General features: G+C 40.0%; 27 protein-coding genes and 1 tRNA gene. 10 read left to right on the top strand and 18 right to left on the bottom strand.

What is annotated here, in order from left to right; all coding sequences use genetic code 11:
• Positions 1-2 precede the first annotated feature (2 nt).
• Together mmsB and AN389_RS11730 are read left to right on the top strand one after the other, a co-directional pair.
• Positions 3-902 carry a 3-hydroxyisobutyrate dehydrogenase gene (mmsB, locus tag AN389_RS11735; RefSeq protein ID WP_055019858.1) on the top strand — a complete coding sequence of 300 codons (900 nt, stop codon included), beginning with the start codon at positions 3-5 and terminating at the stop codon, positions 900-902.
• A gap of 9 nt (positions 903-911) precedes the next feature.
• Positions 912-1,682 carry an SDR family oxidoreductase gene (locus tag AN389_RS11730; protein WP_055018395.1) on the top strand — a complete coding sequence of 257 codons (771 nt, stop codon included), beginning with the start codon at positions 912-914 and terminating at the stop codon, positions 1,680-1,682.
• A gap of 253 nt (positions 1,683-1,935) precedes the next feature.
• On the opposite strand, the gene AN389_RS11725 is transcribed toward AN389_RS11730, so the two are convergent.
• Both AN389_RS11725 and AN389_RS11720 read right to left on the bottom strand, forming a co-directional pair.
• Complete coding sequence (locus AN389_RS11725) at positions 1,936-2,904, bottom strand: integron integrase (RefSeq protein WP_055019857.1); 969 nt, start codon at positions 2,902-2,904, stop codon at positions 1,936-1,938.
• A gap of 436 nt (positions 2,905-3,340) precedes the next feature.
• Entirely contained in the window at positions 3,341-4,528 is a 1,188-nt protein-coding gene (locus tag AN389_RS11720) for a PQQ-dependent sugar dehydrogenase (RefSeq protein WP_055019856.1), read from the bottom strand.
• On the opposite strand from AN389_RS11720, the gene AN389_RS11715 reads away from it, so the two are divergent.
• Positions 4,513-4,959, top strand: a complete 447-nt coding sequence (locus AN389_RS11715; RefSeq protein WP_055019855.1) for a hypothetical protein — start codon at positions 4,513-4,515, stop codon at positions 4,957-4,959. The two genes, AN389_RS11720 and AN389_RS11715, sit on opposite strands and share 16 nt — an antisense overlap.
• A gap of 77 nt (positions 4,960-5,036) precedes the next feature.
• Here the strand turns inward: AN389_RS11715 and AN389_RS11710 are convergent, their stop codons facing one another.
• Complete coding sequence (locus AN389_RS11710) at positions 5,037-6,299, bottom strand: valine--pyruvate transaminase (RefSeq protein ID WP_055019854.1); 1,263 nt, start codon at positions 6,297-6,299, stop codon at positions 5,037-5,039.
• A 240-nt stretch (positions 6,300-6,539) separates the two neighbouring features.
• On the opposite strand from AN389_RS11710, the gene AN389_RS11705 reads away from it, so the two are divergent.
• Together AN389_RS11705 and AN389_RS11700 are read left to right on the top strand one after the other, a co-directional pair.
• Positions 6,540-7,685: an endonuclease/exonuclease/phosphatase family protein gene (locus tag AN389_RS11705; RefSeq protein WP_235575968.1), complete on the top strand. Its 1,146-nt coding sequence runs from the start codon at positions 6,540-6,542 to the stop codon at positions 7,683-7,685.
• 144 nt (positions 7,686-7,829) lie between these two features.
• On the top strand, positions 7,830-8,249 hold the full coding sequence (locus AN389_RS11700) for an MAPEG family protein (RefSeq protein WP_055019853.1): 420 nt from the start codon (positions 7,830-7,832) through the stop codon (positions 8,247-8,249).
• Between the two features lie 89 nt (positions 8,250-8,338).
• Here the strand turns inward: AN389_RS11700 and AN389_RS11695 are convergent, their stop codons facing one another.
• The gene (locus tag AN389_RS11695; protein WP_055019852.1) at positions 8,339-10,186 is read right to left on the bottom strand and encodes an ABC transporter ATP-binding protein; all 1,848 of its coding nucleotides are present in this window, start codon (positions 10,184-10,186) and stop codon (positions 8,339-8,341) included.
• 91 nt (positions 10,187-10,277) lie between these two features.
• The gene (locus tag AN389_RS11690) at positions 10,278-11,117 is read right to left on the bottom strand and encodes a hypothetical protein (protein ID WP_055019851.1); all 840 of its coding nucleotides are present in this window, start codon (positions 11,115-11,117) and stop codon (positions 10,278-10,280) included.
• 197 nt (positions 11,118-11,314) lie between these two features.
• Between AN389_RS11690 and AN389_RS11685 the strand changes: the two genes are divergently transcribed.
• Positions 11,315-11,719: a GFA family protein gene (locus AN389_RS11685; RefSeq protein WP_055019850.1), complete on the top strand. Its 405-nt coding sequence runs from the start codon at positions 11,315-11,317 to the stop codon at positions 11,717-11,719.
• A gap of 1 nt (position 11,720) precedes the next feature.
• Here the strand turns inward: AN389_RS11685 and AN389_RS11680 are convergent, their stop codons facing one another.
• On the bottom strand, positions 11,721-12,518 hold the full coding sequence (locus AN389_RS11680; RefSeq protein WP_055019849.1) for a hypothetical protein: 798 nt from the start codon (positions 12,516-12,518) through the stop codon (positions 11,721-11,723).
• A 229-nt stretch (positions 12,519-12,747) separates the two neighbouring features.
• On the opposite strand from AN389_RS11680, the gene AN389_RS11675 reads away from it, so the two are divergent.
• Positions 12,748-14,151 carry a M28 family metallopeptidase gene (locus AN389_RS11675; RefSeq protein WP_055019848.1) on the top strand — a complete coding sequence of 468 codons (1,404 nt, stop codon included), beginning with the start codon at positions 12,748-12,750 and terminating at the stop codon, positions 14,149-14,151.
• A 141-nt stretch (positions 14,152-14,292) separates the two neighbouring features.
• A complete protein-coding gene (locus tag AN389_RS11670) occupies positions 14,293-14,739 on the top strand; it encodes a DUF4826 family protein (RefSeq protein ID WP_029772653.1) in 447 nt (148 codons plus the stop codon).
• 45 nt (positions 14,740-14,784) lie between these two features.
• Here AN389_RS11670 and AN389_RS11665 read toward each other — a convergent pair whose 3' ends face one another.
• The 5 genes from AN389_RS11665 to mnmA form a co-directional block, all read right to left on the bottom strand.
• Positions 14,785-15,243 carry a GNAT family N-acetyltransferase gene (locus tag AN389_RS11665; protein ID WP_055014291.1) on the bottom strand — a complete coding sequence of 153 codons (459 nt, stop codon included), beginning with the start codon at positions 15,241-15,243 and terminating at the stop codon, positions 14,785-14,787.
• Between the two features lie 9 nt (positions 15,244-15,252).
• Entirely contained in the window at positions 15,253-16,398 is a 1,146-nt protein-coding gene (locus AN389_RS11660; RefSeq protein WP_055019847.1) for a cupin domain-containing protein, read from the bottom strand.
• A gap of 77 nt (positions 16,399-16,475) precedes the next feature.
• Positions 16,476-17,846 carry an adenylosuccinate lyase gene (purB, locus tag AN389_RS11655; RefSeq protein WP_055019846.1) on the bottom strand — a complete coding sequence of 457 codons (1,371 nt, stop codon included), beginning with the start codon at positions 17,844-17,846 and terminating at the stop codon, positions 16,476-16,478.
• Positions 17,847-17,878: 32 nt separating this feature from the next.
• Entirely contained in the window at positions 17,879-18,481 is a 603-nt protein-coding gene (gene hflD / locus AN389_RS11650) for a high frequency lysogenization protein HflD (protein ID WP_055014288.1), read from the bottom strand.
• Positions 18,481-19,581 (bottom strand): tRNA 2-thiouridine(34) synthase MnmA, encoded by a 1,101-nt coding sequence (gene mnmA, locus AN389_RS11645; RefSeq protein ID WP_055019845.1) that lies wholly within the window; start codon positions 19,579-19,581, stop codon positions 18,481-18,483. The genes hflD and mnmA overlap by 1 nt, the downstream gene beginning before the upstream one ends.
• 338 nt (positions 19,582-19,919) lie before the next feature.
• On the opposite strand from mnmA, the gene AN389_RS11640 reads away from it, so the two are divergent.
• Complete coding sequence (locus AN389_RS11640) at positions 19,920-21,188, top strand: sensor domain-containing diguanylate cyclase (protein ID WP_055018462.1); 1,269 nt, start codon at positions 19,920-19,922, stop codon at positions 21,186-21,188.
• A 54-nt stretch (positions 21,189-21,242) separates the two neighbouring features.
• Here the strand turns inward: AN389_RS11640 and AN389_RS11635 are convergent, their stop codons facing one another.
• From AN389_RS11635 to AN389_RS11605, 7 genes are read right to left on the bottom strand one after another with little or no spacing between them, the layout of a single operon-like run.
• Positions 21,243-21,686, bottom strand: a complete 444-nt coding sequence (locus AN389_RS11635) for an NUDIX domain-containing protein (RefSeq protein WP_055019844.1) — start codon at positions 21,684-21,686, stop codon at positions 21,243-21,245.
• Positions 21,679-22,365, bottom strand: coding sequence for a pseudouridine synthase (locus AN389_RS11630; protein ID WP_055014284.1), 687 nt, complete (start codon positions 22,363-22,365; stop codon positions 21,679-21,681). Before AN389_RS11630 ends, AN389_RS11635 begins: the two co-directional genes overlap by 8 nt.
• Entirely contained in the window at positions 22,365-22,694 is a 330-nt protein-coding gene (locus AN389_RS11625; RefSeq protein WP_055018461.1) for a TusE/DsrC/DsvC family sulfur relay protein, read from the bottom strand. Before AN389_RS11625 ends, AN389_RS11630 begins: the two co-directional genes overlap by 1 nt.
• Before the next feature lie 3 nt (positions 22,695-22,697).
• Positions 22,698-22,964 carry a sulfurtransferase complex subunit TusB gene (gene tusB / locus AN389_RS11620; protein WP_055014282.1) on the bottom strand — a complete coding sequence of 89 codons (267 nt, stop codon included), beginning with the start codon at positions 22,962-22,964 and terminating at the stop codon, positions 22,698-22,700.
• Positions 22,961-23,317 (bottom strand): DsrE family protein, encoded by a 357-nt coding sequence (locus AN389_RS11615; protein ID WP_055014281.1) that lies wholly within the window; start codon positions 23,315-23,317, stop codon positions 22,961-22,963. The genes tusB and AN389_RS11615 overlap by 4 nt, the downstream gene beginning before the upstream one ends.
• Positions 23,314-23,667 (bottom strand): sulfurtransferase complex subunit TusD, encoded by a 354-nt coding sequence (gene tusD / locus AN389_RS11610; protein ID WP_055014280.1) that lies wholly within the window; start codon positions 23,665-23,667, stop codon positions 23,314-23,316. Before tusD ends, AN389_RS11615 begins: the two co-directional genes overlap by 4 nt.
• A gap of 55 nt (positions 23,668-23,722) precedes the next feature.
• Positions 23,723-24,388 (bottom strand): Bax inhibitor-1/YccA family protein, encoded by a 666-nt coding sequence (locus AN389_RS11605; RefSeq protein WP_055019843.1) that lies wholly within the window; start codon positions 24,386-24,388, stop codon positions 23,723-23,725.
• Between the two features lie 251 nt (positions 24,389-24,639).
• Here AN389_RS11605 and AN389_RS11600 point away from each other — a divergent pair.
• Positions 24,640-24,727, top strand: a tRNA-Ser gene (locus tag AN389_RS11600).

Genomic DNA, 24,727 nt, shown 5'->3' with positions numbered 1-24,727 from the left:
CGATGACTAAACTCAATATTGGTTTTATCGGCTTAGGTAATATGGGCGGCCCTATGGCGGCTAACTTAATTAAAGCCGGTCACACTGTTACGGCATTCGATTTAAACCAGTCGGTCTTAAATGAACTTGCAAGTAAAGGTGCACACGCCGCTGAAAATGCAAAAGCATGTGCAAGCAATGCCGATATACTCATTAGTATGTTACCCGCAGGCAAACATGTTAAATCGCTTTATTTAGGCAATAACGACGATAGCGGCTTAATTAATGTGCTGAGCAAAAACACCTTAGTGATAGATTGCTCAACAATAGATGCAGAGTCGGCCCGTGTGGTTGGCAGCGCACTTGGCGAGCAGGGTATTAGCTTTGTAGATGCACCGGTATCGGGCGGCGTTGCAGGCGCAGCGGCTGGCACGCTTACGTTTATTGTAGGGGGGAGTAAAGCCGCGTTTAATACCGCACAACCTGTGCTTAATGATATGGGTAAAAACATATTCCATGCAGGTGATATTGGCGCAGGGCAAGTTGCAAAAATATGTAACAACATGCTACTTAGCATTTTAATGGCAGGCACCAGCGAAGCACTACAAATGGGTATAAATAACGGCCTCGATCCTAAAGTACTTAGCGACATAATGACCGCAAGTTCTGGCCGTAACTGGACGCTTGAACTTTACAACCCGTGCCCAGGTGTAATGGATACAGCCCCTGCAAGTAACGATTACAAACCAGGCTTTATGGTCGATTTAATGGCTAAAGATTTAGGCCTTGCCATGGAAGCCGCGCAGCAAAGTAATTCATCAACCCCAATGGGGTCAATGGCTAAAAATTTATACACTATGCTTCAGCACCAAGGTGCAGGCAGTGATGATTTTAGTGCCATTTTTAAACTGTTTTCTAAGTAGGAGCAAGGCGTGGAAATTAAAAATAACACGGTAGTAATAACTGGTGGCGCACAAGGCTTAGGTTTTGCAATGGCGCAAAAATTTGCCCTTATGGGTGCTAACATTGCACTTATAGATATGGCGCAAGAGTTATTAAACAAAGCATGCGAGCAACTAAAACAGCTTGACGGTGTATCTGGCACTATTAAAGGCTACGCTGCAAACGTAACCGCAGAGAGCGAAGTAGAAAACGTATTTAATACCATTAATGGCGATTTTGGCCACATTGGTGTGCTTATAAATAACGCCGGTATTTTACGCGACGGCATGTTTATAAAAGCTAAAGACGGCAAAGTGGTAAAAAAAATGTCCCTTGAGCAATTTCAATCGGTGATTGATGTAAACCTTACTGGCGTATTTTTAGCAGGGCGAGAAGCTGCAAGCCACATGATTGAATCAGGCAAAGGCGGTGTAATTGTGAATATGTCAAGCGTAGCGCGCGCAGGTAACATAGGCCAAACAAACTACGCAGCATCAAAAGCTGGCGTAGTAGCACTTACCACCACATGGGCTAAAGAGCTTGGCCGTTTTGGTATACGCGTAGGGGCTATTGCACCAGGCGTAATAAGCACCGCGATGACAGACGCCATGAAACCCGAAGCCAAACAGCGTATGCTTGCAGTCACACCCGTAGGGCGTTTGGGCGAAAGCAACGAAATTGCCCATACTGCACAATACATAATCGAAAACGACTTTTTTACCGGTCGCGTGGTTGAAATAGACGGCGGTATTCGTTTGTAAAGTAAGTTTTTTACGCTTGAATTTAAAAAGCATGGCGCTTTTGGGCTGTGCTTTTTTGTTTTGAATAGGGGAGGTTTATAATTTTGAAAAAGGGCTAACAACCCCGTTAGCACCTTGTTGTAAAACATGCGTAGGATACCCGCTGAATTAAAACGTTGATCATTTTAGCGCTCTAAATAACTCATTAACTGCGTTAAAAACTTCTCATGTAGAAAAACTATATAACTAACTTTTTGCCTTGTTACTGAGCTATTTATAATCTTGAAAAAGGGCTAACAACCCCGTTAGCACCTTGTTGTAAAACATGCGTATAAATCTGTGTAGTACGTACATCACTGTGACCTAACTGTGTTTGTACTGTACGTATATCAGCGCCGCTTTGCAGCAAATGCGTAGCGAAAGAGTGACGTAAAGTATGTGGGGTAACGTGTTTATTAATTTCAGCTTTTGTAGAAGACAGTTTAACTGCCTTTCTTACCCCTGAACGATCTAAGTGATGGCGTCTTATTTCTCCTGTTTCAGGGTCTGTACTTAATTTATGTGATGGGAACAGAAACTGCCATTGTAATGACTTATTAGCACTTGGGTATTTTTTACTAAGTCGATGAGGCATCCATACACCGGCGTAAGCATCATTTTTTAAATCTAACTGTAAATATTCATCAACTTGAATTATTTGATTTCTTAGCATTGGTATTAATTCTTCAGCAAGTGTCACAATACGATTTTTATTACCCTTACCGTTCCATATGCGTATATTTTTATAGTCGAAGTCAATATCTTGAACTCTTATTTTTACTGCTTCCATCAGCCGTAAACCACTTCCATATAGCAGGCTTGCTATCAAATAATGTCGCTTATTTATATTTCTAAAAAGTAGCGATACCTCAGTTTGTGTAAGTACGACAGGAAGCTTCTGTTGGCGGTTACTTTTGATGAAATTTAAATCTAATGAAAGCTCATTCTTGATAATATGTTTATATAAAAAAGCAAGTGCATTTAAAGCGGTTGCTTGTGTTCTCGCTGCCACTTTTTTAGTAACTGTTAAGTGATTTAAAAATACTTCTACTTCATTATTGCCCATACTGGTAGGGTGTCGCTTATTATGAAAATGGATATAGGCAGTAATCCAAAAGACATAAGTTTCAATAGATTTTTTAGCATAATGATGGCTATACATATAGTCGATAATACTATTAAGGAAAGGGGACTTAGTTTTCATTTCAAACCCTATTTGCCTGTATTTATATACAGTATTAGTGTTTTTCCTCCTAAGTCAAGAAATGAGGACGTTTTCCTCTTTTCTTCATTTTAATAAAAGAACAGCCTGACTTAAAGTTTAAAGCTGGCAATGTGTTACAGGATTTGTTATTAATATTAAAAGTAATTAAGAGGACATATATTACTCATAAAAAGAGGAAAGTGTCCTCTGATAAAGTTGTTATGTGAATAGAGCAATTAAGTCGTACCCTGCAAATGGAGTGTAGAGTTTTGTCAGAAAAACCAAGACGTGCCAGTGTAAATGACACGGTTAAAATGAGTTTACTCTGTGGAAATAAATGGGGTCAAATCTTGACTTCAGACATCAAATTGCAAATAGCTAAAGCGCCCTAATATAACCTCTCTAAAAGCGAAGCGCCTCTAACTCTCTTTGTGAATTAATCAGCTTTAAACAATATAAGTTTAGCATTTTTCCCATCGGTTAATATCGCTATATGACCTTGCGTGGTTACATAAACATCTCTTAATCTTCCTGTTGCTTGTGGAAATACGTGAGACTGGGTGAATTCACCATTTGCCAAATTAACGCTGTAGAGCTTTTTATCAACAAGCGTGGTGATGAGTACGTGTTGTGCAAGTGAAGGGAATGCAGAGTGTTTAGAGCCGTAATACGCCATGCCAGATGGGGCGATTGATGGCGTCCAATCTACGCTTGGCTTTTGCATTCCTTTATATTCGGTAAAGGGCGAAATACGTGCTTGCGAATAATCTTTGCCGTAGGTGATCACAGGCCACCCATAATTAGTGCCAGCGGTTAAATAGTTTAGCTCATCGCCACCTGCGGGGCCGTGCTCGTGGCTGACAATTTGCTTGGTATCGTAATCATATACTAAGCCCTGTGGGTTACGGTGACCGAGCGAATAAACAGCGTGTGCATTTGGGTTTTTGTGATTAATAAATGGGTTATCTGTTGGAATGGTGCCATCTAGGTTTATACGTAATAGTTTGCCAAGTTGGCTGGTTATTACTTGTGCTTGCTCTCTAAAATCAAAGCCATCACCGGTAGAGAAAATTAGGGTGTTGTCGGGTAAAATAAGGGCGCGGCCAGCGTAGTGCTGTGGGGTGTTTTTATCAGTCGTTACTTTATAAATAACGTTAGGCTTTGAAAAGTCAGTGCCATTAAAGGTGGCTTTGGCAATTACAAGGCGGTTAGCTTCAGCAGTGCCTTGAGCATAAGTAAATATGACTTCTTTGGTGGTGTTAAAATTAGGCGACAGCACTATATCAAGTAAGCCGCCTTGGCCTGCAACGTATAAGCCTTCAAGGTTTAAATTTACTCTTGTTTGCTTTTTGTTTTTTACAATAACAATGTGTCCGTCGCGCTCTGTGATTAGCCATGTCCCGTTTGGAAGTTTAACCATGCTCCACGGCGAATTTAATTTGGTAGCGAGTGTGTGAGTACTGTACTGCTCTTTAGGTAATGTAGATGCACTGGCCGTTGATGCAAAAAGCCCTACATATAAACATAGTGCGAACTGAGAGAGTCGTTGTTTACATTGCAAGCCTTTGCTACTGTAAGAAAAAAGCTTTATTTTAAGTTGAGATAACCATGCCATTTTTAACACGTGTACTCCCTATATTTTTAGTTTCTTGGTTACTTACCTTTACTCTTGCTAGCTTGTTTCATAGCCAATACGTTGTCAATCAATTAGTTAATGTAGGCGTAGTCGTCAGCTTAAGCGAGCGTATCAATTTAACGCTAGATGATTGGTTAGGTTTATTACCTACCTATGGCGCTATTATTGCCATAGCGCTTGCCATTGCGTTTTTAGTGACTGCAAAGCTTACTAAAAAAGTTAAACAATACAGTATGGCGTTATTTATTGCTGCGGGTATTACTGCTTTTGCTGTGGTTTTAGTGGCTATTGAGTCGATTATGAATATTCATATTATAGCGGGCGCACGTGGATGGGGCTTTTATTTGCAGTTACTAGCAGGTGCGCTAGGTGGCTTGCTGTTTGCCCTGTTAACTAAGGCGTTAGCCCCTAAACAGTAGGTTAAATAAAAAACTCAGTGGCTACGCTAAGCATTAACCACCTCGTAAAAATACGATGTAAAACGTTAATTAAAGCGCTACATAATAAGCGCTTTAATTGCCTCTAAACCTTTTCTAAGGGTGGCTTCATCGTTGGCGTAGTTAATACGTACGCACTGATGTTTGTGCTCCCAGCTATCTTCAATGCCAATAAAAAAGTTATGCCCAGGAATTACATATACGTTTTGCTCTTTTAGTTTTTGATAAAGCATTTCGCTGGTTATTTTAGAGTTTTTAAACCATAACCACATAAAAAACGCGCCTTCGAGTTTATGTAAATAAACAGGCAAGTCTGCAAAAATTTCATCAAACAGGTTTATGGCTATCTCTGCTTTATTTTTATAAAAAGGTAATACCGTATTTTTACATAAAGGCAGTAATTCGCCTTCGTTAATTAAGCGGGTTACTAAGCTTGGGCCAATAGCGTTAGGCGATAACACCATTGAGCCATTAACACGGCCAATGGCTTTAATTATTTCGTTATTGGCAACCACAATACCTGTACGCAGGCCTGGCAAGCCCAATTTTGAAAGCGACATACATAATATAATGTTTGAGTTCCAAGTAAGGTTTGCATCGGTGTAAATACAGCCTGGGAAAGGGTCGCCGTAGGCGTTATCAATAATTAGGGGAATATTGTACTTGTGTGCTAGGGCGTCAAGGTGGCGTACTTCCTCATCGGTAATGACATTACCAGTTGGGTTGGTAGGGCGCGATACGCACAGCGCGCTAATACTGCTATCTTCAGCAAGTACATTTTCAACCGCACCAAAATCAATCACGTATTTAAATTGCTTAGAGCCACTGGGTGTATTTAAAATTTCGATGTCGGGCTTGATTGCCACAAACATATCATCAGATAAACCTTGGTCGGCGTAACCTACGTATTCAGGTGCAAGCGGAAACAATATACGCTTATTAGTGCCATCACTCATTTTGCCCGCAAGCATATTAAACAACACAAAAAAGTTAGCTTGGCTGCCATTACCCAGTGCTATGTTTTGCGTTGTTAAACCCCAGTCAAACTCGCTATTTAGCTGTTTAGCAAGGGCAGCTCTAAACTCGTCATTGCCAGTTGGCCCATCGTACAAACCAAATACTTGCGATACTTTATTACTGGCTACTAGCTTTTGTAATTCATCTAAAAATACGGCATTAACCTGTGATACGTGTGCGGGGTTACCGCCACCTAACATAACAATATTTGGATTATTGCTTGCGTTAGCGCTGCCTAAATCTTCCATAAGCTGCGTTATTCCGTTGGGTTGTGTAAATTTAGTACCAAAATTTGAGTAGTTCATAATACCTATGTGTGCGCTAATAACGAGGAGGGCAGTATAGCGTAAATTACGGCTTTAAATTGCATGTTGAGAATAATTCACGGGCTTAGAACTTTAAACTCTTTAGGGTATAATTAACGCACTTTAATACGCTAGGCTATTGTTATCAGTAATTTTGAATCGACTTTACATCACACTGCGCTTGAGGCTGAATCTGCCGACGATTTAAATGAGCCAGTAGTAAAAAACACGCAATTTAAAATGGCTACGTTTAATTTGTTTAACTACCTTGAGCCGCCTAATGCGTATTACGATTTTGAAAAAATTTATACCGCAGAGCAATGGGCCCGCAAACAACGCTGGATTGTAGATTATTTAAATGAGTACGCGCCTGATGTAGTCGGTTTTCAAGAAGTATTTAGTATTGAATCGCTAAAAGCGTTAATCGCGCAGCAAGGTTACGCGTATTTTGCTGTGGTTGATATGCCAGAGGTGGTTGACGACTTTATTTTTAAACGCCCGGTAGTCGCTATAGCGTCTAAATTTGAGATTGTTGATGTTGCTGCGGTTAAGCACAGTAATGCCCTTGCAAGTGACCTTGGCCTTTGCAGTGACTTTACGTTTAGCCGTAAAGTTTTAAGAGCCACTATTTCATTGCCCCATGTAGGTAATACTGATTGCTACGTTGTTCACTTTAAATCTAAACGGCCATTATTAGAGCCTGACGAAAACGCGAAATCATTGGCAATCACAGATAACGAACTTTCGCCCGAAAAAAGCATAATTGAAGCGTTTAAAGCAAATGTGGCCGGTTCATGGGGCTCCACCATTCAGCGCGGCAGTGAAGCCACCTTACTAATGATAGAAATGATTACCCGACGCGAAGCCACACAACAGCCAATGGTGTTAATGGGCGATTTTAATAACGACCTAGCAGATGGCGTGTTGAGCCATTTATTAACGAAAACGTTGCGATTTTCTCCAGCGTTTGACGTTAAAGCCTACCTTGCTAAATATTGTTTAAATGACGCGTGGCAGTTATTTAAAACACTAAAAATGAGCCAACTTACGGCGCACAACACACAGCAAAACGCTGGCAGCCATACAAATGCTCAACAAAGTAATGGCTCTGCTGCGCTGCAACAGTCAATAAACGAAGCTACTTCGCAAATAAATAATACTGCGCCGTTATTTATGCGCAGCCCCACCCATTACTATGGACCAAGTAGTTCGGTACTTGATTATATTTTACTCTCGTGTGAGTTTGACCCAAGTTACGATGATAGCTTTTATGAAGTGAGTGATTATCATACATACGACAGGCATTTAATAAACCCAGAATACGAACGAGACGATTTAACAACCGATCATGCAGTGGTATCAATTACGCTAACGTTAAGGAGTTAATACGTGAGTAACATTTATAAATAGGTTTGCAGCTTTTACATTATTACTGGCCCTATAAATTATAAGTAATTAATTATAAATGACTTATTTTAGGCTTGAAACTTGCTTTAACTACTAAGTTAAAACAATTTTAAGGACATAAAAATGACTGAAGTTGCGCTTTCTGCCTATATGGCGTTTTACGTTTATTTAATAATGTTAGTGGTACAGTGGTCGGTTGCTACCTTTAGCAAAGCTAAACAGCCTAATGCTGTACCAGGTAAAATAAGCGATGATTTATCGCACGACAGTTTTATATTCAGGGCTCATCGGACTTTTCATAACACACTAGAAAACAGTGCGCTATTTATTGGTACTGTGCTGTTTGCATTTGTTATAAATTACCAAAGCCCTATATTTGCTATGTGTGTTTGGGTGTATGTAATAGCGCGATTAATTCATATGGTATTGTATTACGTTATAGCTACCGAGAAAAACCCAAGCCCACGCACTTACTTCTTTTTAATCAGTTTTATTGCCAATATTGTCATGCTAATTTTAATTGGCTTAAGGTTACTGGCTTAATATCACGTGGTTAAAGGCTATTTAGGCGTTTGTATAAAAAAGCGAAAGGGCTGTAGTTAGTCCCTTCGCTTTTTTGTTTTTATCTGAAATTAATCTACACCAATAAATCCACCGGTTTGATGCGCCCAAAGGCCAGCATAAATACCATTTTGTGCAATAAGCTCTTCATGACTGCCTTGCTCTACCACACCACCTTTATCAAGTACGATAAGTCTGTCCATTTGCGCAATAGTCGATAGCCTGTGGGCAATTGCAATAACCGTTTTTCCTGTCATTAAGTCATCTAAACTTGCTTGTATGGCAGCTTCTACTTCTGAGTCGAGCGCACTGGTGGCTTCATCGAGTATTAAAATAGGTGCATTTTTAAGTAATACCCGCGCTATAGCGATACGTTGGCGTTGCCCGCCAGATAGGGTGACACCGCGCTCGCCAACTTGTGCATCAAACCCTTTATTGCCTTTGCTATCTTCTAAATCACTTATAAAGTCGAGCGCTTTAGCTTGCTTGGCAGCGCTGAGCATTTCAGCTTCTGAGGCATCGGGTCGGCCGTATAAAATATTATCTTTTACAGAGCGATGCAGCAGGGAGGTGTCTTGGGTAACCATAGCTATATAACGGCGAAGGCTTTCTTGGCTTACATCGGTAATGTTTTGGCCATCAATTTTAATGGTGCCAGAGTCAGTATCGTAAAAACGCAGGAGTAAATTCACTAAGGTTGATTTACCTGCGCCAGAGCGGCCCACTAAGCCAATTTTTTCACCGGGTTTTATATGTAGGTTTAGGCCGTTCATTACAGGACCACGATTGGTTTCGTTAGCGGCTTTACCATAGTTAAAATGCACGTTTGTAAATTCAATATTGCCCTTAGTAACTTCAAGCGTGCTCGCATTGGGTTTGTCAGCTACTTTGATTGGCGTCGATAAGGTTTTCATGCCATCGGTGGCGGTACCAATGTTTTCAAACAAACTGCTTATTTCCCACATGATCCACTGCGCCATGCCATTTAATCTAAGCGATAAACTTACAGCCACTGCAATTGCGCCTGCGCTAATTGCACTTAACGACCACAAATAAAGAGAGAGTGCGGCCACGCTAAATACTAATAAGTAATTTAGGCTATTAATAGCAAAGTTAAGGCTGGTTACTAACCGCATTTGCTTATAAACCGGTTTTAAAAAAACATCCATGCTTTGTTTAGCGTATTGTTCTTCGCGTTGCGTGTACGAAAAAAGCTTAATGGTTGATATATTTGTATAGCTGTCGACTATTCGGCCGGTCATTTCTGAACGTGCATCGGCCTGCGAGCTGGCAATTTTTTTAAGTTTTGGCACAAAGTACATTTGAATGGCGGCATAAGCAATTACCCACACTAAAAGTGGCAGCATTAAACGCCAGTCTGCTTCGGCAACTAAAAACACCATAGCGCCAAAATAAACCACTATGTACATTAGTACATCGAGCAGCTTCATCACGGCTTCGCGCACGGCCAGTGAGGTTTGCATTACTTTTGTGGCGATACGCCCTGCAAACTCGTTTTGATAAAAGCTCACACTTTGACGTAATAAGTATCTATGCGCCAACCAACGAATCGACATAGGGTAATTACCCAGTAATGCTTGGTGCACAATAGCCGAGTGAAAAAACACCACAATAGGCAACACCACTAAAAGCACTACTGCCATTTTTATAAGCTCGGCTTTTTGCTCTTCAAACAGGGTTTGTGGTGTGTAGGTGCCCAACCAATCAACCAATTGGCCCATATAGCTAAACAACGATACTTCTAAAATAGCAAGCAGGGCAGCACTAACAGACATTAAAACTAGCGACAATTCCATGCCTTTAGTGTAATGACGACAAAACGCAAATAAGGTAGAGGGTGGCTGAGTTGGCTTTTGCTCAGGAAATGCGTTGGTCATTTTTTCGAATAATCGATACATTTTATAAACTTAAATGACAAATAATAGAAAAGGATCATATCATTTAAGGAGCGCACTGTAGAACTTTAACGACTAAATGATACCGCTAATTTTATCGAAGAGGGTTTGTAAGGTTTACGCCTTTAATCATGTAAATGTCGTCATAGCGTACCCCCCCATTTCCGTAAGGATTTTTGTGAGGGCCCGTATTGCAGGTAGCTAAAAAGTAGCTAAGTGGGCGTTCGCGTTTCATTCTAAAGGTGGCATTTTTATATACTAAGGTTTGGTTTTTAAATTCGCCGCCTTGCACGTATACATTGTATTGCTGACCTTGCATTTTTACCGATGCATTATTAACAACGTACCATATGTTGTACCAACTGTTTGTATCAAGTGGTTGAGCCGATTGCGCTTGTGCATAGTTTTGGATATTACTATAGCCCTTATCAGTTTTGACCATTAGCGCACCGGTATTAACTAAACCGTTTGATTCGGTTTTATCTGTAACCCGAAGAGTGGCTTCGAAGGCATCGTAGCCATGAACGTTTATTTGCTCTGGCTCTAAATTACTTAAGCCAAAAGCATGGTTATTTGGAAAAGAGGCAACATTAATACGTGTAAAAAAAGTGTAGGTTTCGCCAACTGGCACTGTTTTTGGCAGCTTTTTATAGCTAAGGGCTTTACGGTTTCCAACAATCCCCTTTTCGGCGGGCTTTTTAATTAAAAAATGGTTAATCCCTTTGGTTGTCTCCTCAACCTCTATTTTAGTCACTTGTGGGTTAGCGACATAAGGTTGAGTTTGATTGTCTGTGTCGGCCTTTGTCCAGCCTTTTAGTGGTTGTTCAAAGTTATCTACTAGTAGCCACTTTGCAGAGGGGGCGTTTTGATTGTTTTGGCTACAGGCTAATAATCCTGAGCAGGCCACTAATAGTAAGCTGTATTTAACGCGCATAATCCCTCTTTTACTAATGTAAGTATATAAATTGGTATACCAATACATGGGTTTTAATTTTTAAACCTTGAAATCTATGTAACCAATTTACTGTAAATTAGTCAACCAATATTGTGTTGTATCTAATCTGCTGACGTTTATATTTTAAACGGGTAAAATAGCTAACAACACACAAATTAAAATAATAAAGGGATTATATGTATACAGGAACGTGCCTATGTAAAGCGGTAAGCATTGAAATTAAAGGGCCTATTTCTCAAATCATTCATTGCCATTGCTCACTATGCAGAAAAAACAGCGGGACTGCTTTTGCCACAAATGGTTTTGTAAATACTCGCGATTTTACACTTACCAAAGGTAAAGATAATTTAACTGAATTTAATTTTAAACCTGGGCGTGCGCGCTTTTTTTGTAAAACATGTGGATCACCCATTTACAGTGCGAACGCTCTGGATGAATCACGCTTGCGTATACGTTTAGGGTTGATAGACAGTGATATTACTGAACAGGTCATTTCGCATAATTTTGTTACCTCTAAAGCCAATTGGGAGCAATTAGAAACCCGTTTACCATGCTATGAAAAACACGAACCTGGGCGATAAATTACTCTATGTGATAAATGCTGTTTATGTCGGTGTGAAGGGTGGGCGCCCATGTTTTAAATAATAGCGAATGAGCTATTTCTTCTTTATTGATGTGCATTAAGCTTAGCTGAGAAAGTATCACGACAATATTTTTGTACTCGTTAAACTCTATAAGGGCGATGCAGCTAAAGTGTTGCCTAAACAGGACGAGTAAAGCTTGAAGCTCTTTTCCTGTTTTAGGGTTTAAATTTATAATAATTTGTGCGGTTTGCTCACTGCAGCGACGTATGTTTTGCCAAAATACACTATCGGATAAAAAGTCTTGGTGTACATCGCCACTAAAAATATCAATTGTGATGACATTGTATGTACGCGTGCACGTTGCAACAAACAACTCTGCATTTTGTACGTGCACCGTATGATTAGCGGGCAAACTAAAATGCTCCTTAGCAACGCTTATCATCGCGGGGTTTATTTCTACACTGTCAAACACAGCTACGTTATTTATATAAGCTGTTTTGTTATGTAAATAATGAATGGCTCGTTCAATGCCCGCAGTGCCTAAACCTAAATTTAAAACCCGAAGTGGCTCTGCTGTTTTTAGTAAAAATAACAGCATACATTGATTAACCGCAATCAGTAGTTGTTCATTTTTATTAAGGCTCATCACCCCTTGAATAGTAATATCGCTTTGTGCATTTTGGGAAAGTGTTAACCAGCGATAGGCCGTATTTTGATAAACACAAATAGGCCCATATTGGTTGTTACTAGAGGCTATTAAATTGGCAGAGACCGTATCGGCTTTAAGCTGGCGCATAGATTACAATTACAAATAAAACACCTTGTTAGTTTGCCACGAAAACACGCAATGTATATAACATATTTATGTAACAAGGTTTGTAATACGCTTGGTGCATAAACGAGGGAGGCGTGTGTAACTGTGGTTAATTTTTACAGTTGAGCTTACTTGTATAAAGCTTTAACTCAAAATAGTTGCACTAACTAGGTTGTTGAGTAAAGGTAAGGTAAAAAATAAGGAGCTTATAATGCGCAAAACCCCTTTTTCTATTACAACTAAACTTATTAAATTGAGTGCGTTAGCTTTTGCTTGTACGGCAGGGTTAATAGCACACGCTCATGCCAGCATAAAATATGAAGAACAACAAAAGCTACATGATATTGCAGCCGAGGTATCAGCTAAGCGTATTGGGAGTGATATACAAACGCTGGTGGATTTCGGAACTCGCCATACGCTTTCTGACACTAAGTCAGATACGCGGGGCATAGGCGCTGCAAGGCGTTGGATCAAAAAAGAGTTTGAGAAAATATCAGCGCAATGTGGTGGCTGCCTAGAAGTAATTGAAGTTAAAGACACCATATCAGGTGAAAAACGAATCCCTAATCCTGTTGAAGTAGTAAACATTGTTGCAATTCAGCGCGGCAGTACTGAGCCAAACCGAATGGTGATTATGTCGGGCGATATTGATTCGCGCGTGAGTGATGTTATGGACTTTACCAGTGATTCACCAGGTGCCAATGATAACGCCTCGGGCGTGGCAGGTGTTATTGAAGCTGCACGTGTACTTAGCAAATATAAATTTAATGGCTCAGTTGTATATGCGGCACTTTCGGGCGAAGAGCAAGGCTTGTTTGGTGGTAAAATACTCACAGCGTATGCGCAAAAGCATGATTGGCAAGTTCATGGCGTTTTAAATAACGATATGATTGGCAACATTACCGGTATTAATGGCGTTACCGACAATACAACGGCACGCATATTTTCTGAAGGAACACGTGTAGTAGAAACTAAAGAGCAGGCGCGTACGAGGCGATTTACCGGCGGTGAGGTAGACTCAGCGAGCCGTAATTTAGCCCGCTATATAGATACTATTGCTGATAGGTACATCCCAAATTTAGATACAATGTTAGTTTACCGGTTAGATAGATTTGGCCGAGGTGGGCACCATAGACCCTTTAACGATGCAGGTTTTGCTGCAGTCAGAATTATGGAAACTAACGAGCATTACGACCGACAGCATCAAGACTTGCGCACTGAAAATGGCGTGGTTTATGGCGATACAATAGATGGTGTTGATTTTGACTACACTGCAAAACTTACCTCGCTTAACGCTGTAACTATGGCTTCAATGGCGTGGGCCCCAGCACCCCCTAAGCAGGTGAAAATTGAAGGCGCGGTTAAGGCTAATACTACGCTTTCGTGGCAAAAGTCAGATGATGATAATATAGCCGGTTATCGTATTTATTGGCGCTATACCAGTGAGCCACAATGGCAATTTAGCCAAGATGTTGGGAAAGTTACAACGGCCACACTTAAAAATGTGGTTATTGATAACTACTATTTTGGTGTTGCAGCGATAAGTAATGACGGGATTGAATCGCCAGTGGTGTTCCCAGGAGATGTGGGCTCGTTTGATCATAATATAAAATAACAGCGATTTATTATTGTTTAAACGTAATTGTGGCTAAAAACAAATCAAATGATGTATTTAAGGTGCAAAGCAGCTGTTTTATGCTTGCACCTTATTTATTATGCACTTAGAGTGTAAAAAAAAGCAGTAAAGGTTAATAAAATGCAGCAAGAAGAAAAAAAACCATTAACAGCGCAAGAGCAAGCACAAATAGAGCAGCAACGTGTTGCTTGGCAACGCGAATGTTTTCAAAACGCTCAAAAATATTTAGCAGAAAAAGGCATTATGCCTAAATCAGTAATAGACAAAGATAGCCGTTTTTTAGCGCCACTGTGTGCTATGTGGAAATTTAAAGCACAAAACGGCAAGAGCTATTGGGTAATAACAGGGCGCTTACCAACAGATCATGCTGAAGTAAGTGCAGCAAAAGATGCACGCGATGCCATGCGTTATTTTTCGTTACAATGGCAATTAAAAGCCGATCAAATAATGAGTGTTGGCGCTCGTGATAAAACCCAAGTCGATTTTGCTAACTTACTTATAAACCGTGCTCATGGTTTATACGAAATGCATGAAAACGAGCAACTTTGGGCCAATGAGCCAAAATAGAAAGACGCATGTATGAACATCTAAAAGGGCAATTTACGCCCTTTTTTAATGTACTAACGTAAAGGGTTTGGTAACAAACTGCGATACTTCACAGAGCATACGCTGTCTGGGTATGCCTGCTTCCATAAATACAGTGCCTTGCTGCTTGAACCCATTTTGCTTAAAACGCTCTACTTCATTTAATATGCAATTAATACTAATGGCTTTATGGCCGTCGTTTGCGGCTAGTTGAACAATAAAGGTCAGCAGCGATGTGTATACATGACGATTTCGGTGCTCTGGCAGTACAGCAATTCGGCCTATTAACCCGTCGGTACAAAGCCTGCCTGTAGCAACAGGCAATTTGCATTCATCAGTCACTAAAACGTGGTGAGCAATTTTATCGAGGCTATCAAATTCTATGCGTTTGGGGATGTGTAATTCGTATACAAAAACCTTTTCACGTATTTGTTGTAGCAGGTCTTTTTGTATATCCCACTCTACTTTATTAACTTGATAGCTCATAGAACACCCCTAGTTAAACCAAACTCCCTCATTAACTAGTGTAGTAAAGGTTTGAATAAAAACTAGGCTAGGTTGGGCTTGGTCTAAATCTTCAGTGTTAAAATAACTATTATCAGTTAAAAGTCTAACGGCTTTTAAATCCGAGAGGGGTAATAAATAGTTCTCACCATTAATGCTTAGCAGTAAGGTATCTTCACATTGCTGAAAAATAGCACGTGTGCCACCTAAACGCTCAAACTCATCGTTATTGCAGGCTATTAATTCACTCATTTGTTCGCAAGTTAAAGGGGCTTCAAGCGGTGCTAAGTCCATTTCATGCTTGGGCTGACTTAGGGTGTTACCCAGCCATTGTTTAAATAACTCATCGTTATTAAGAAGCGCTTGCATAAGGGTTTTAACTTTATTGGCTTCGCTATCTAAAAGCTCACCTTTAGCGTCTCTTAGCGTTAATGTGTGATCAGAATAGCGTTTTTGGCCGCTGTCAGTATCAATAATATGATCGGCAAAACTCGAAAATAAGTCTTGTTGGTTAGGCGCTCTAAAACCCACTGAATAATTTAAGGCGTTTTCTATAGCATAGCCTTCATGTGGGCACCCAGGTGGTATATATAAAATATCGCCGGGTTCTAAAATACAATCTATTACCGCTTCAAATTGCTCAACCTGGAGTAGTTTTTTATTTTGTGTAAATTGCTTAAGAGTAGGGTCGGGCAAGCCAACACGCCAATGGCGCTTACCTTCACCTTGGATTATAAATACATCATACTGGTCTAAATGTGGGCCCACTCCACCTTTAGGGGTAGAGTAGCTGATCATTAAGTCATCTATTCGCCAGTTAGGTATAAACCTAAACGGCTCTAACAGTTGTGTAGCATCGCTATGCCAATGATCAACCGCTTGTACCAGTAAAGTTGCGTGTTGCTCAGTGAGTTTTTCAAAGTCTTCAAATGGGCCTTGGTATGCTTGCCAATCGTTATTATGGTTAGTAACAATACGCGACTCTATGCTTTCTTCCATTGCAAGACCGGCAAGCTCTTCTGCCTCTATTGGGTCTTGAAAGTCTGTAAAACCTTGTTTAATCAATAGCGGCTTTTTTTGCCAATATTGGTTTAAAAATTCTTGTTCACTGAGGGTGTTTATTTTTAATTGGTACATAGAGTAGGCCTATAATTTTTAGTACAAAAAAAGCGAAAGGGATTATCCTTTCGCTTTTTATATTTGCAATTGACTACTTAAACTAAATCGTCAATAAACTCAACAGCGCGGCCAATGTAGTTGGCTGGTGTTAGTTTTTTCATTTCAACTTTTGCATGCTCTGGCAGGTCTAAACCATCAATAAAGTCGGCCATAATCTCTTGATTTACACGCTTACCACGCGTTAAATCTTTAAGTTTTTCGTATGGTTTTTCGATACCGTATTTACGCATAACCGTTTGAATTGGCTCTGCAAGTAATTCCCAGTTTTGATCAAGCTCTTGGAGTAAGCGTTGCTCATTTACTTCAAGTTTGCTTACGCCTTTAAGTGTCGATTGATAAGCAATAAGCGTGTAGCCCATGCCCACACCTAAGTTACGCAGTACCGTAGAGTCGGTAAGGTCACGTTGCCAACGAGAAACAGGCAGTTTTTGAGCAAGATGAGCAAATATAGCATTTGCGATGCCTAGGTTGCCTTCTGAGTTTTCAAAGTCGATAGGGTTTACTTTATGCGGCATCGTTGAAGAGCCGATTTCACCAGCAATGGTTTTTTGCTTGAAGTGATTAAGGGCAATGTAACCCCAAACGTCACGATCAAAATCAAGTAAAATAGTGTTAAAGCGAGCAATAGCATCAAATAGTTCGGCAATGTAGTCATGCGGTTCTATTTGGGTAGTGAACGGGTTAAACGTTAAACCAAGGCTTGTTATAAAGTTACTTGCATGAGTGTGCCAATCGTAATCTGGGTAAGCACTTAAGTGGGCATTGTAGTTACCTACAGCACCGTTAATTTTACCTAGCATTTCTACCTGTGCGATTTGGTCGCGTTGGCGTTTTAAACGCATGTATACGTTAGCAAACTCTTTACCCATAGTTGAGGGCGTAGCTGGCTGGCCATGGGTACGCGTCATCATAGGCACTGCTTTGTACTCAATGGCTTTTTCTTTTATGGCGTTAAGTAATTGGTCACAGTATGGTAATAAAACTTTATCGCGAGCTTCTGTAAGCATTAAACCATGAGATAGGTTATTAATATCTTCCGAGGTACAAGCAAAATGGATAAACTCGTTGATAGCGTTGATTTCGCTGTTATCGGCTACTTTTTCTTTTAGTAAGTATTCTACCGCTTTAACATCGTGGTTTGTGGTGCGTTCAATGTCTTTTACACGCTGTGCATCTGCTTCGCTGAAGTTATCAACAATGGCATTTAATAGTGCATTGGCTTGTTCGCTAAATGCAGGTACCTCTTTAATATCGCTTGCTGCAGCTAAGGCTTGCAACCAACGCACTTCAACGGTTACGCGGTATTTGATTAAGCCAAATTCGCTGAAAATACTGCGTAGTTCAGTGGTTTTGCTGCCGTAGCGACCATCCACTGGAGAGATAGCGGTTAACGCTGAAAGCTCCATAATAACTCCTAAATTTTAGTTTTGAACGATAATTAAATTTTTGTTTTTGCAATAGCGAGAATTTTTCTTTTTGCAAAGAAAAAGTGACGGCGTTTACCGCCCATTTGTCGCCATAATACAGCACTGCGAATTCCTGCTAATAAAAGTGCACGAATTTTATTTTGCGTTTGCTGCTGTTTTAATAACTCGGGTTTACCATAAACCTGAATTCGGTGCCCAAGGGGGCTTAGCACCGACGAGTATATATCTGCTAAACCGGCAACTACGGTGTCATCGGTTATGGCAAAGTGATCTAAGCGACGATGAATGTCGTCGATACGGCGGCCAAGTTCAGCTAAGCTTTTTGGCTCGTTATTTAAAATACGTTCAAGTTGCATTAAACCACCTACGTACTTAACTATTTCGACATCTTTTTGAGTGCCAGCAGTCAGCTGTGCCATTAATGTTTTATAGCCGTCGCGTAAGTTATGCGTACCTTGATAAACATCAACCGGTGATGCGGGAGATGTTTGTACAATACTTGTAAAAAGCACATCTAAATCTGAATCGTTTGCACTGCCGTACTGGGCAATTTTTTGTACTTGTTTAGCCACTTGGCACATGGCGGCAAGCGCCATGACTTGGTGTTCATTCATTACTTGATCACCGAATCAATAATACCACCACCTAAACACACCTCATCGGTATAAAATACAGCTGACTGACCCGGTGTAACGGCTTTTTGTGGCTCATCAAACAATACGCGTGCCATACCATCTTCGCCAACGAGAAGGGTACAATTAATATCTTCTTGGCGGTAACGAGTTTTAACGGTACAGCGCGTGGTGCCTTGCGGGCCAACACGGTCTACCCAATGTAATTGATTAGCGTTTAGGCCATTGCTGTAAAGGCGAGGGTGGTCTTTACCTTGCCCTACAACCAGTACATTGCGCTCAACGTCTTTATCTACAACATACCATGGCTCGCCAGAGCCTTCTTTCATGCCACCAATTAGTAACCCTTTACGCTGGCCTAGTGTATGATACATAAGCCCTTCGTGTTCACCTACGTTGTTGCCATCTGTGTCTTCGATCACACCTGGTTGAGCAGGTAAAAACTTTTGTAAAAAGTCTTTAAATTTGCGCTCCCCAATGAAACAAATACCGGTGCTGTCTTTTTTATCGTGGGTGATTAAGTCTTGCTCTTCTGCGATACGGCGTACTTCAGGTTTAGCTATATCACCTACTGGGAAAAGGGTTTGGCCTATATGCTCATGGCTTAAAGTGTATAAGAAATAGCTTTGATCTTTGTTATCGTCTAAGCCTCGGCACATAACGTACTTGTCGTCGCGTAATTCACGACGAACATAATGGCCTGTAGCAATAAAATCGGCGCCAAGTGCTTGGGCAGCAAATTCTAAAAACGCTTTAAACTTAATTTCTTTGTTACACATAATATCAGGGTTTGGCGTTCGGCCCGCTTTATACTCTTCTAAAAAGTACTCAAAAACGTTATCCCAATACTCTGCTGCAAAGTTAACGGTATGAAGCTCGATGCCTAATTTGTCACACACTGCTTGCGCATCTTTTAAATCTTCAGCGGCTGCACAGTATTCGTCATTGTCGTCTTCTTCCCAGTTCTTCATAAACAGGCCTTCTACTTGGTAGCCCTGTTGCTGTAATAAATATGCAGATACAGAAGAATCAACACCGCCGGACATACCAACGATGACTTTAATGTGACTATTTACGCTCATGAATAATTTCGCTTATACAGATTGCTGTTAACTTGGAAAGGCCGCGATTATAGCACGCATTTTGTTTTTGCTTAAAGGGAGGAGTAGCGCAAACGCACGTTTTTGTCGTTATTTTATTCATATAACAAATAGCAAATAAGACTGAATCGCATTTGAAATAAAAAATGATGAAAAATTTAAATAAGCCATTGTAAAAAGTTATTTCGGTGCCATTATTGTCCGAGCACATAATAATGTTGAGCATATTACCTTGTGTTTGCAGAATAATTTAAGAGGCAAGCAGGATTTTTGTATTAACTCTGCATTTATAGCCTTAATATTTTCAATGGAATGAATATATGAACTACGCCTTTCAGGTAAAAAAACTTTCGACTTTAATAACATTTTATACCACAAATTCTAGTTTTCACGTGAAGCAGTTACTAGAAAACCCGACGAGTGAGTTTAAGCAATCAGCCTATAAACTTTTCCATGAAATTTTTAAACATACCTTACCTGTAGATTTTCAACACGCTTGCCCAGTTGATGATATTTTTAATTCTGTCTCCAGTTCTCTAGATTTAATAAACCAATCTGAAGTAGCTTTAATTGAAGCAACACAAAAGTGGTGGAAAGAGTGGTACTTTGTATTAACAATGGAACATTCACTTTCGCACGAAAAAGAAGATGCGCCGTACAGTTTCTTATCTAAAAAAATGCATCATCCTATGAAGCGCCACGAGATGAGCCACTACGCCCATTTATTTACTATTTTGCCTATGCCTATCTCTAATGTATGTGCGAAAACAGGTGATATTATTAGGGTTAATCAACGCTTTATAGATGTATTTGGTTATACCGTCGATGACTTACCTAACTTAGAGCAATGGTGGGTTAATGCATACCCAGACCCTCACTATCGAGAATCTGTGAAAAAAACGTGGCAAGCGGCGTTAGAAGTGGGCAATGAAACAGGGCAAGACATCCCCGCGCATGATTATCATGTTACATGTAAAAACGGTAATACGATTACGATGGAAGTATCTGGCATTAACTTAGGGGATGAATATATTGCTGTATTTAACGATGCGACCAAACGTTTGGAAGATCAAAATATTTTACGCGATATGGCGTTTTTAGATTCACTAACGCAAATAGCAAATAGACGTCGTTTTGATGAAAAGCTAAGTAAAGAGTTTGAAAAAGCTGTTGAATGTGGTGACGATTTAGCGATTATTTTAATTGACATTGATCACTTTAAACTATTTAACGACCGCTACGGACATGTTGAAGGTGATTTATGTTTGTATAACGTGGCGCAAGCAATAGCGTGTACGGTAAGCCGTACCGAAGATTTTGTAGCGCGTTATGGCGGTGAAGAGTTTGTTGTATTGCTACCACAAACAGATAAACAAGGGGCTTTGTTTATAGCTGAGCATATTCAAAAGGCAATTGAAGAGCTCCGTATCCCTCATGAAGATAGTTTTACCGGTTACTTAACCCTTAGTATGGGTATTAACGCGATTGGTGAAGATGATAATTGCGATCAAAAAGAGTTTGTTAAGGCCGCCGATAGCGCACTTTATTATTCAAAAAGGCAGGGACGAAATTGTTTAGCATTAAGTTAATTTATAGCCTTGGACTATTTATATAGATTTGAGAATTATACAAAGTGAAAATGTTTAATTATCGTCATAAATAAAGCTAACGTCCTGAATAGGGCGATTCAGGCTGTCTTCAATGCATTTTAAAACGAGATGGCTTCTGAGAGGCAGCGTTTTTATGTCCTCTAAAGTGTGCCAGCCAGCACTCATTATATCTGCATCTTTTGGGCAGGGCTCAGTAGTGATTTGAGCGCCATCAAACAGAAAACAAAAGCGCAAATAATGTATTCCGTTTGCTGCATGTAAGTTGTAAATACCGACTAAACCAATTGGGGTCAAGGTTAAACCTGTCTCTTCAAAAAGCTCTCTGCTGGCTGCTTGAGCCAGTGTTTCCTCTAGTTCTAAATGGCCGGCAGGTTGGTTATAGCAAATAGTAGCAGTAAATTTATCTCGCTCTTTTACTAGTAAAAAGCGGTCTCCTTTTTTTACTACAGCAGCAACCGTCACATGGGGCTTATGCATTTTTACCACCTTTGATAACACTGTACTGAGCGCTCTCAATGCCATCAAGCGTATAATTACCAATGCTGTAGCGAATAAGCCTTAATGTGGGGTGCCCAACATGCGCAGTCATACGACGAACTTGCCTATTACGTCCTTCGTTAATTGTAATGCTTAACCACGTTGTAGGAATCGATTTTCGCTCTCTAACCGGTGGCACGCGAGGCCAAACTTCAGGCTCATCAATAATTTTTACATTTGCGGGTAAGGTAATACCATCTTTTAGTTCAACACCTTTACATAGGGCATTAATAGCGTCTGCACTTGGCTCGCCTTCAACTTGCACCCAATAGGTTTTATTGGTTTTTTTACTTGGTGCGGTAAGGGTATTTTGAAGCTTTCCGCAGTTTGTTAAAAGTAATAACCCTTCACTGTCGCGGTCGAGTCTGCCTGCTGCGTATACATCTTTAATGGGAATAAATTCAGCTAACGTTTTTCTATTGGCATCATCTGTAAATTGACAAAGCACATCGTATGGTTTGTTAAATAAAACAATTTTTCTATCTTTAGCTGCTATCGCGGGTTTAACTTCACGCGAAGTTGTGCTTTTTTTAGTGAATGCACTGCGTGAGTAAGTTCTACCTGTAGTGCGTTTGTTAGTGCTTTTAGTTGCGCGGTTATGCATTGGTTTATTCACCATTAAATACACCTAGCGGGCTTAGGTAATCCGGCAATTTTAGTCGCTTGTTTTGCAGGCCCCTTCGGGAATAATTTATACAAATAAATACTATTGCCTTTGTCCTCGCCAAGTGCTTTAGCCATGGCTTTAACAAGCATTCTTATCGCTGGGCTGGTGTTATATTCTAAATAAAAATCGCGAACAAAATTAATCACTTCCCAGTGTTGTTCGCTCAAGATAATGTTTTCTTGCTCGGCAATAATAGGGGCCAACTCTTTTGTCCACATGGTGTAATCGAGCAAGTAGCCTTGTTTATCTGTATCGATTTGTTGATTATTAAATTCAAGCATAGGTTACCAGGTAATAGATTGGTTAGTAGATAGTGTCAGGGCAACAAACTCATCGTAATTAATAATTGATTGGCCAGGACTTAGTTTAACCCCGCGTGCATGCGCATCCTCTAAAAGCAACAATAGCGAATCGTTTAATTGAAAATATTGCTTAGCGGCGTAACAGGCATCACCAACAAGGAGTACTTTATCAGTGTCTTTGATTAAGTTTTCAAGCTGGGTTGAGTCGTAATAAGCCAGTGGCTTAGAAAAAATATGTAATGTACTCATAGGTTCACCACAAAATCTTGCTGGCAGATCAACTGTTGTTGCTCAGTGTAATTGAGGCTGATTGAATCAATAATTAATTGAGATTTGTTTAAGTTGTAATCAAGTAATGATTTTTCACATACGTATATGTTTTCTACTTCATAGATTTCAAGCGTTTTGATGTTTTTAAAAAAATCTTTTACACCCAGTTGCTCTGTTGATTGATTATGTTTTAAAGCAAGCACGGCGGGGCCGCTAAATAGCCAGCTAATATTTTGATCAACTGCGGCAAATATAAGCGACATGTCTAGGGCATCGCGGGTATTAAGTTCATCAAAGGGACTGGATTGGCTCATGACTAAAACATTTTTCATTTAAACTGTATCCATTTATCTGCATCACTGGCTAGCATGGCAAATTCTGCAAGCCCAGCAACTGTAAACACACCGGTTTGGCTTGTACTTAAACCGCGTTTTTCTGCTGCAGTAACGCAAAGCATTAAATTAATATTTTTGTCTGCAAGTTGTTGCCAGTGCATAGGGATTTGCAGCTCGTCAGAGGCCAGCTCAAAATGAGTTGATGCGTGATAAATACCATTTTGATACAAAAAAAGTGCATCTATGGTGTGGCCTTGTGCTAAACATGCATGTGCAAACTTTATAATACGTTGCGTTGAGTCATGATCTGAAGGAGGAGTATGTAAAGAAAGAACAAATCGCGCCAAAACAATTCCAATAAAAAAGCCCCAATAAAGGGGCTATTTTAACAGAACTATTTAATTAGTCATCACTTGCGCCAAGAAGGTGCAGTAAAGAAGTAAATAAGTTGTACACGTTTAAGTATAAAGCCACTGTAGCGCGAATGTAGTTAGTTTCGCCGCCATTAATAATACGGCTAGTATCAAATAAGATTAAGCCAGACATAATTAACACAACAGCTGCGTTAAGCGCCATAAACATTAGCGAGCTGCCAATGAATATGTTAACTATGCTTGCGACAATAACCACTAATAAACCTACTGTTAAAAAACCACCCATAAATGAGAAGTCTTTTTTAGTGTTTAATGCATAAGCCGATAGTCCAAAAAATATTAATGCAGTAGAACCAAGCGCCTGCATAATAAGCATTGGGCCATTAGGCATAGCCGCATAATAGTTAAGAAGTGGGCCAAGGCCTGCGCCCATACAGCCTGTAAAAGCAAACACCCAAAATACGCCTGAAGCTGAGTCTGCTTTTTTGTTTACAACAAATAATAAACCAAACGAAACCAGTGTGAACACAATTCCCATAAAGTAAGGTAATTGTAATGCCATTGAAATACCCGCCGTAACAGCACTAAATGCTAATGTCATGGCCAGTAAGAAATAGGTGTTTTTAAGTACCTTGTTTGTTTCAATGGTCGACATTACCGGTTTAGCGGTATTGTACGAATGATTAAATGCCATTGTAGAGCTCCTTTAAGTGAAACATGTTTGTTTCGATAATTTAACTAAAATTAGATTACCAACTCTTATATGTTTGGGCAAACCTTTGTAGATCAATAGAGTGTTATTTTTTAATTAAAGTTCATTTAACCACCAAAAATGAGTTTTTTGTTTTATCTTTAAACAAATTAATTGTTTTTTAAGCACTTAAACAATTTTTTTAAAAAAAAGCTTCACAAAGCCAATGGGTTTCCCTATTATGCAGGCCGTGCGGAGAGATGGCAGAGTGGTCGAATGCACCGGTCTTGAAAACCGGCATAGGTTTGTAGCCTATCTAGGGTTCAAATCCCTATCTCTCCA

Origin of the sequence: Pseudoalteromonas sp. P1-7a (genome assembly GCF_001401855.1) — a bacterium.
GTDB lineage: Bacteria > Pseudomonadota > Gammaproteobacteria > Enterobacterales > Alteromonadaceae > Pseudoalteromonas.
This window is presented reverse-complemented; position numbering and strand designations above follow the sequence as displayed.

Bases quoted from the DNA above. Each gene is read 5' to 3' on its own strand.
- mmsB (WP_055019858.1), top strand. From the start codon at position 3: ATGACTAAACTCAATATTGGTTTTATCGGCTTAGGTAATATGGGCGGC.
- AN389_RS11725 (WP_055019857.1), bottom strand. From the start codon at position 2,904: ATGAAAACTAAGTCCCCTTTCCTTAATAGTATTATCGACTATATGTAT.
- AN389_RS11715 (WP_055019855.1), top strand. From the start codon at position 4,513: ATGCCATTTTTAACACGTGTACTCCCTATATTTTTAGTTTCTTGGTTA.
- AN389_RS11710 (WP_055019854.1), bottom strand. From the start codon at position 6,299: ATGAACTACTCAAATTTTGGTACTAAATTTACACAACCCAACGGAATA.
- AN389_RS11705 (WP_235575968.1), top strand. From the start codon at position 6,540: ATGGCTACGTTTAATTTGTTTAACTACCTTGAGCCGCCTAATGCGTAT.
- AN389_RS11700 (WP_055019853.1), top strand. From the start codon at position 7,830: ATGACTGAAGTTGCGCTTTCTGCCTATATGGCGTTTTACGTTTATTTA.
- AN389_RS11695 (WP_055019852.1), bottom strand. From the start codon at position 10,186: ATGTATCGATTATTCGAAAAAATGACCAACGCATTTCCTGAGCAAAAG.
- AN389_RS11690 (WP_055019851.1), bottom strand. From the start codon at position 11,117: ATGCGCGTTAAATACAGCTTACTATTAGTGGCCTGCTCAGGATTATTA.
- AN389_RS11685 (WP_055019850.1), top strand. From the start codon at position 11,315: ATGTATACAGGAACGTGCCTATGTAAAGCGGTAAGCATTGAAATTAAA.
- AN389_RS11680 (WP_055019849.1), bottom strand. From the start codon at position 12,518: ATGCGCCAGCTTAAAGCCGATACGGTCTCTGCCAATTTAATAGCCTCT.
- AN389_RS11675 (WP_055019848.1), top strand. From the start codon at position 12,748: ATGCGCAAAACCCCTTTTTCTATTACAACTAAACTTATTAAATTGAGT.
- AN389_RS11670 (WP_029772653.1), top strand. From the start codon at position 14,293: ATGCAGCAAGAAGAAAAAAAACCATTAACAGCGCAAGAGCAAGCACAA.
- AN389_RS11665 (WP_055014291.1), bottom strand. From the start codon at position 15,243: ATGAGCTATCAAGTTAATAAAGTAGAGTGGGATATACAAAAAGACCTG.
- AN389_RS11660 (WP_055019847.1), bottom strand. From the start codon at position 16,398: ATGTACCAATTAAAAATAAACACCCTCAGTGAACAAGAATTTTTAAAC.
- purB (WP_055019846.1), bottom strand. From the start codon at position 17,846: ATGGAGCTTTCAGCGTTAACCGCTATCTCTCCAGTGGATGGTCGCTAC.
- hflD (WP_055014288.1), bottom strand. From the start codon at position 18,481: ATGAATGAACACCAAGTCATGGCGCTTGCCGCCATGTGCCAAGTGGCT.
- mnmA (WP_055019845.1), bottom strand. From the start codon at position 19,581: ATGAGCGTAAATAGTCACATTAAAGTCATCGTTGGTATGTCCGGCGGT.
- AN389_RS11640 (WP_055018462.1), top strand. From the start codon at position 19,920: ATGAACTACGCCTTTCAGGTAAAAAAACTTTCGACTTTAATAACATTT.
- AN389_RS11635 (WP_055019844.1), bottom strand. From the start codon at position 21,686: ATGCATAAGCCCCATGTGACGGTTGCTGCTGTAGTAAAAAAAGGAGAC.
- AN389_RS11630 (WP_055014284.1), bottom strand. From the start codon at position 22,365: ATGGTGAATAAACCAATGCATAACCGCGCAACTAAAAGCACTAACAAA.
- AN389_RS11625 (WP_055018461.1), bottom strand. From the start codon at position 22,694: ATGCTTGAATTTAATAATCAACAAATCGATACAGATAAACAAGGCTAC.
- tusB (WP_055014282.1), bottom strand. From the start codon at position 22,964: ATGAGTACATTACATATTTTTTCTAAGCCACTGGCTTATTACGACTCA.
- AN389_RS11615 (WP_055014281.1), bottom strand. From the start codon at position 23,317: ATGAAAAATGTTTTAGTCATGAGCCAATCCAGTCCCTTTGATGAACTT.
- AN389_RS11605 (WP_055019843.1), bottom strand. From the start codon at position 24,388: ATGGCATTTAATCATTCGTACAATACCGCTAAACCGGTAATGTCGACC.